Origin of the sequence: Proteiniphilum sp. UBA5463 (assembly GCF_002427225.1) — a bacterium.
GTDB classification, from domain to species: Bacteria; Bacteroidota; Bacteroidia; order Bacteroidales; family Dysgonomonadaceae; genus Proteiniphilum; species Proteiniphilum propionicum.
The window spans coordinates 5,032-5,270 of sequence record NZ_DIQL01000059.1 but is presented as its reverse complement, the minus strand read 5'-3'; the positions used below and the strand labels follow the sequence as shown (position 1 = coordinate 5,270).

The window sequence follows — 239 nt, the reverse complement described above, 5'->3', positions numbered from 1 at the left end:
TCCATCCAGTCACTAATCTCCCGTGTACTGTTTCCTAATGCATACAAACCAATAATACGGTCTGCCACACCTTCGGTCAATATGCGTTCCCGCTTTTTGATAAACTCAGGTTCAAACCGGAAATCCCTGTCACGAGGTGTGTGAACTGTAACCTCACCCAGGGAAGTCTGAACCTGCTTGCGGTTATAGCCGTTGCGGCGATTACCCGATAAGCGCTCCTCTTCATCCATGTGAACATC

1 protein-coding gene is annotated in these 239 nt (G+C 48.5%); it reads right to left on the bottom strand.

Annotated elements, in window-relative coordinates; all coding sequences use genetic code 11:
* Window positions 1–239 (bottom strand): transposase (locus B3B27_RS11045; protein WP_286847433.1); only part of this gene is annotated, 239 nt, incomplete at both ends.